Here is a 272-nt window from a genome sequence, read left to right on the forward strand (position 1 = left end):
TGCTGGTATCGGCGAACGCCGCGCAATGTGGCCGGACCCATCATGCCGTCGGGCGTGCCGCTGTCGAAGCCACGTGCGTTCAGCACCGTCTGCAGCGCCAGCAACTGGCTGCGCGTCAGTAGCTGCAAATCGCGCGGCCAGGGTGCCTGCACCGCTGGGCCGCCGGCCAGCTGATGTGCCAGCAGGCCGACGGCGAGTGCATAGCTGGTCGAGTTGTTGTAGCGCAGGATGGTGCGGAAGTTGGGTCCCACCAGGAAGGCCGGCCCGCGCGC

Annotated in this window: 1 protein-coding gene; it reads right to left on the reverse strand. The window is 68.8% G+C overall.

Annotated features, from left to right (window positions below):
* Positions 1 to 272 (reverse strand): peptidoglycan-binding domain-containing protein (locus C5P05_RS00525; protein ID WP_198674567.1); only part of this gene is annotated, 272 nt, incomplete at both ends.

The sequence above is a fragment of the Rhodoferax ferrireducens genome (genome assembly GCF_003347515.1).
Lineage (GTDB): Bacteria > Pseudomonadota > Gammaproteobacteria > Burkholderiales > Burkholderiaceae_C > Rhodoferax.